This window comes from Zhongshania marina (genome assembly GCF_002915595.1).
Classification (GTDB): domain Bacteria; phylum Pseudomonadota; class Gammaproteobacteria; order Pseudomonadales; family Spongiibacteraceae; genus Spongiibacter; species Spongiibacter marinus_B.
This window is the reverse complement of sequence record NZ_PQGG01000008.1, coordinates 1-5011: the sequence shown is the minus strand read 5'-3', so window position 1 is coordinate 5011 and position 5011 is coordinate 1. Positions and strand designations below refer to the sequence as shown.

The window sequence follows — 5011 nt, the reverse complement described above, 5'->3', positions numbered from 1 at the left end:
ATCAGGCCCTGCTGACGCAACTGGGCGTTCACGGTATCGAAGATCACTTTGCCCAATTTGTGACGCTCAAGGAAATGACGGAAGCGGAGAATGGTGCTTTCATCTGGCAGCCGGTCGGACAACCGCAGCCCGGCAAAGCGGCGCATGGACTCGATCTCGTACAACGCATCTTCCATCGCGGGATCACTGAGGCTGTAGAACAATTGCAGGCAGTGCACCCGAAGCATAATGGGGAGCGGGTAAGGCGGGTTTCCATTCTCACCCGTGGGATAGTGCTTGCGAAGCTTCTTCTCCAGCTTGGCCTAGGGAATCAGACCATCCATTTTTTCCAGGAACAGCTCCCGCCGCGTTTTACGCTTTTTGTTCTGGTATTCGGCTTCGGCGAAGGTAAGCTGGCTCATACAGTAGTCCGGTTGAAATGGGGGGCGCAGAATTATCTCAAATTACGGGGGTTATGCAGAGATTCCTTAATCAAGTACGACCACTATTTTACCAATCTGCTGATTTGACTCCAGATAGTGATGCGCTGCTACTATCTCTTCAAATTTAAAGCTTCGATCAATGACAGGCTTGAGTGTTCCCTCGGATAAACCCGAGTGGATAAATTGCTTTGCTCTGCGAAAACGCTCGATGTCTTTTATAACTTCAGTAAACACATACCCCCTAACTGTCAGACTTTTACGAAGTGCTATTTTTAAGGGAAAAGGAGTTATTTCGGGACTTAATGCTCCGTGTACTATTATTGTTCCTTCAGGGCTCATTGCTTCAGCAATTTCAGCTATCTGCGGCCCACCGACAGCATCAAATGCGATTTTTAAATTGTTTTCTCCCAAGATACTTCTCAATCTATCCAGTAGCGGTTCTTCTTGGGTTGCAATCACATGGGCCGCGCCAGCCTTGAGCACAGCAGCCTTTTTAGCTCCTGTTAGAGTTGTAGCGATAGGGATACCCCCCAGAGAATTCACAATTTGAATGGCAGCCAATCCAACACTGCTCGATGCGGCGGTTATCAGTACTGAATCGCCTTTTTGCACGTTAGCAATTTCGACCAAAGCGCCATAAGCTGTCAGGTACTGCATCCAAGCTGCTGCGCCTTCAGCAAAGGTTAGCCCTGCTGGTTTGGGTGCCACATATTCACTTGGTACGACAATCTCTTCTGCGTAGCAGCCATTCTGAGAAAGCCCCATCTGAGGGACAATACAAACCTCGTCCCCAAGGCGTAAATGATTTACCTCTTCCCCGACTTCAATGACTATCCCAGATGCTTCATAGCCGATTCGTGAAGGGAAGTCAGCCTTTTCTATATAGCTGCCTCGCCTAAACATGGTATCAGCACGATTGAGCCCAACAGCTTTGACCGCAATACGAACATCAGTGGCCTGCAAACTTGGACTCGCCAGCGAGTCAATAGTTAACACCTCGGGGCCACCTAATTCATGGAAACGAACAGTTCTAACTAGTTTTCTTGGGCTCATATGCATCCTCAACAATGACCTTTTAAGCAATTACATCAATAACTACTTTACCCATGGACCCCAACTCTACGGCATTATGTGCATCCATTGCCGTGTCAAGGGAAAAGCGTAACGGATCGAGTAGTGGCTTAATTTGTCCAGCTTCAACGAGAGCCGTAATTTGCCGCAGAATGTCACCATGATGTTTGCGCCCCTCTCCGCTGAGCTGTGGGTGTAACACAAAAATCGCTGACAATGTTGCAGAGCGTAATGACGACGGTGCCAGGTTATGTGAGCTGAATGCAGCACAGCTTAAAATATGTCCATAATGTGCAATGATACCTAATGAGGCATCGAGTACAGAGCCACCGACAGTGTCGTAAATGATATCGAATCCTTTGCCTTGGGTGTATGCGTCCACGTAGTCAGCAGGGCTTGCAGTGTGATAATCAATTGGCGTAACACCAAGCGCCTTGAGCAGTTGTTGTTTTCCAGTCGATGCAGTGGCATAAACGTCGGCACCTAAGGCCTTAGCAATTTGCACAGCTAAATGCCCAACTCCGCCAGCTCCACCTTGAATAAGGATTTTCTGGCCCGCTTTAACATTCGCCTTGTCAACCAAACCTTCCCAAGCGGTAAGTGCAACCAGAGGTAAAGCCGCAGCTTCACGCATGGACAAATTTTTCGGTTTGGGAGCAAGTAACTCAGCATCTACGTTGGCATATTCAGCCAATGAGCCTTGCAATCCTCGCACTCCGCCAGTCAGACCATAAACTGCATCGCCTACTGCAAAGTCGGTGACACCGTCGCCGATAGCAACAACTTCTCCAGCCAAATCGGTGCCAAGTACTGCGGGTAATTCCGGCATGGCATAAGGAGCGATACCTTGGCGGATCTTGTAATCAATAGGATTGACGCCACTCGCAAATATTTTTACTTGCACCTGACCTGCTGATGGAGAAGGTAAGTTAATCAGGGCATCCCGGAATACTGTACCTTCTTCATAGCTATCTAATATCAAAGCACGCATTTGTCCGTTTAACGCTGTCATCAATAACCTCACAAACTGAATATTCAGCAGGTGGTTAAATCACCCGCTGGTTAATAGGTCTTTTATTAAACGAATTAAAACTCTTGAACAGTTGGGCGCAGAACAATCTCGTTGATATCCACATCCGCAGGCTGCTCAATTGCGTATGCGATAGCACGAGCAACAGATTCAGATGGAATTTCATTTTGCTGATAAAAATCTTTTACAAAGGCTGCACCCTGAGTATCTGAACTTCCATGTTTTAATTCAGATTCGATTGCCCCCGGTGAAATGATTGTTGAACGAATTTTACCCCCAACTTCATGGCGTAAGCCTTCGGCAATAGCGCGAACAGCGAATTTGGTTCCGCTATAAACCGTGCCGCCGGGACTGAATACTTTGATACCCGCTACGGACGAAATATTGATAAAGTGGCCTGTTCCCTGAGCCTGAAAGATCGGAAGCGCTGCAGCTACGCCATACAGCAGACCTTTAACGTTGATGTCAATCATGCGATCCCATTCGTCAACTCGAGTCTCAGCTAACGGTGCAATAGCCATTAACCCTGCATTATTGATAACCACATCAACTTTACCGAAGCGCTCTTGTGCAAGATTTACAAGGGCCTTCACTTCGTCTGGGCAAGTCACATCCGTCGCTTGAACCGCAACTTTTCCGCCCGCTGTGCGTATGTCAGCAGCAATAGATTCAAGCTTGTCGATGCGTCGGGCACCTAAAACAACAGATGCGCCAAGACTGGCTAAATGTCTTGCCGTTGTCTCGCCTAAACCGCTACTACCACCAGTGATAACAACGACCTTACCGCTGATGTTGTTTGCTAAAACACTACTCATAGTTAATATCCTCAAATCAGTTGAATGAATGACTCTGTCTAAACAATAGGTAAATTATCCCTTACCTTAAAAAGCCAATAAATGGAAACGTTTTAATTTGACAATTCCATAATTAGGAATAATATTTGTGCATTCATATCAAACCTGAATGTGACTGTGATGCTTAACAGATTGGAAATGCTCCGGATATTTTGTACTGCTGCTGAGTCTCGCAGCTTTAAAGAAGCGGCTAACCGTCTGGGAATTTCTCCTCAGGCAGTGACACGAGCAGTGAAGGAGTTAGAGCGATTGCAAGGGGAGCTTTTATTTCATCGAAATACTCGACACATACAAGTGACCCTAGTTGGAGAAAAATTTGCTTTGATAGCAAAAGAACGCCTGCGCGCTGTAGATGAATTGTTTCAAACAAGCGCCCCTAACTCGGGAAATGAATTACAAGGGCGGGTTCGTATCGCAGCGCCTGTTGGTTTTGGTCATAAATGCTTGATGCCAGCATTACTGGAACTCTCAACAATACATCCTCAACTGGATATAGACCTGACACTCAGTGACGAGCGCGTGGATGTAGTTGACGAAAAAATAGATATTGGGATTCGTATCGGCTTCATGAGGGATAGTCGATTTATTGCCCGCCAGCTCGCCAAAATTAATATGTATGTCGTGGCTTCGCCTGACTTAATAAATAGAGTTGGAACGCCTGCGTCTATTGAAGATCTAAACCACTTGCCGGTTACAGGGTTAGTAGATCGCAATACGGGAAAGCTTTGGCCATGGGTTTTTTCCATGGACAGACAGTGGACGCCATCCATAACACGTTTCCGAAGTGCCGACGCCGAAGCTGAATTAATGGGTGTACAAAATGGACTGGGGTTTGCTCAAATTCCTGACTTTTTGGCCCAAGACTTATTACGCCAAGAGAAACTTGTGAGAGTGTTGGAAGAGGTCGAGCCTGTGCCTTGGGATTTATATATTTATCGCCCTCAACGTGGTCCAGTACCACAACGTATTCGATTGGTTTTTGATCACTTGGTATCAAGATTGAGTGTCCGTTAATGGCACATAAGTAATATTCATAAAGTGCGAATACTACATTAGGGCCTGTTCACACTAATTTCTGTATAATTGCTGGATGGAAATTACAGCGCAACAATTCAAAATTATCGAAAATTTGCTGCCGATTCCGCGTGGCAACGTAAACATAGCTAAGGAATCTCTGCATAACCCCCGTAATTTGAGATAATTCTGCGCCCCCCATTTCAACCGGACTACTGTATGAGCCAGCTTACCTTCGCCGAAGCCGAATACCAGAACAAAAAGCGTAAAACGCGGCGGGAGCTGTTCCTGGAAAAAATGGATGGTCTGATTCCCTAGGCCAAGCTGGAGAAGAAGCTTCGCAAGCACTATCCCACGGGTGAGAATGGAAACCCGCCTTACCCGCTCCCCATTATGCTTCGGGTGCACTGCCTGCAATTGTTCTACAGCCTCAGTGATCCCGCGATGGAAGATGCGTTGTACGAGATCGAGTCCATGCGCCGCTTTGCCGGGCTGCGGTTGTCCGACCGGCTGCCAGATGAAAGCACCATTCTCCGCTTCCGTCATTTCCTTGAGCGTCACAAATTGGGCAAAGTGATCTTCGATACCGTGAACGCCCAGTTGCGTCAGCAGGGCCTGAT

6 protein-coding genes are annotated in these 5011 nt (G+C 47.1%); 3 read left to right on the top strand and 3 right to left on the bottom strand.

Annotated elements, in window-relative coordinates; translation table 11 throughout:
- On the top strand, positions 1 to 509 hold a 509-nt coding region (locus C0068_RS19910), incomplete at its 5' end, for a hypothetical protein (protein ID WP_434061416.1).
- Here C0068_RS19910 and C0068_RS03680 read toward each other — a convergent pair.
- The 3 genes from C0068_RS03680 to C0068_RS03670 all read right to left on the bottom strand — a co-directional run bounded on the left by C0068_RS03680 (position 468) and on the right by C0068_RS03670 (position 3338).
- Positions 468 to 1475: a zinc-dependent alcohol dehydrogenase family protein gene (locus C0068_RS03680; RefSeq protein WP_103683153.1), complete on the bottom strand. Its 1008-nt coding sequence runs from the start codon at positions 1473 to 1475 to the stop codon at positions 468 to 470. The genes C0068_RS19910 and C0068_RS03680 overlap by 42 nt on opposite strands.
- 22 nt (positions 1476 to 1497) lie before the next feature.
- A complete protein-coding gene (locus C0068_RS03675; protein WP_103683152.1) occupies positions 1498 to 2505 on the bottom strand; it encodes a zinc-dependent alcohol dehydrogenase family protein in 1008 nt (335 codons plus the stop codon).
- 74 nt (positions 2506 to 2579) lie between these two features.
- Positions 2580 to 3338, bottom strand: coding sequence for an SDR family oxidoreductase (locus C0068_RS03670; RefSeq protein ID WP_103683151.1), 759 nt, complete (start codon positions 3336 to 3338; stop codon positions 2580 to 2582).
- Positions 3339 to 3497: 159 nt separating this feature from the next.
- On the opposite strand from C0068_RS03670, the gene C0068_RS03665 reads away from it, so the two are divergent.
- Positions 3498 to 4391 (top strand): LysR family transcriptional regulator, encoded by an 894-nt coding sequence (locus C0068_RS03665; RefSeq protein ID WP_103683154.1) that lies wholly within the window; start codon positions 3498 to 3500, stop codon positions 4389 to 4391.
- A gap of 324 nt (positions 4392 to 4715) precedes the next feature.
- Positions 4716 to 5011 (top strand): transposase (locus tag C0068_RS19545; RefSeq protein WP_491522695.1); only part of this gene is annotated, 296 nt, incomplete at its 3' end.

Excerpts from the sequence above, each read along its gene's own strand:
- C0068_RS03680 (WP_103683153.1), bottom strand. The coding sequence starts at position 1,475 with ATGAGCCCAAGAAAACTAGTTAGAACTGTTCGTTTCCATGAATTAGGT.
- C0068_RS03675 (WP_103683152.1), bottom strand. The coding sequence starts at position 2,505 with ATGACAGCGTTAAACGGACAAATGCGTGCTTTGATATTAGATAGCTAT.
- C0068_RS03670 (WP_103683151.1), bottom strand. The coding sequence starts at position 3,338 with ATGAGTAGTGTTTTAGCAAACAACATCAGCGGTAAGGTCGTTGTTATC.
- C0068_RS03665 (WP_103683154.1), top strand. The coding sequence starts at position 3,498 with ATGCTTAACAGATTGGAAATGCTCCGGATATTTTGTACTGCTGCTGAG.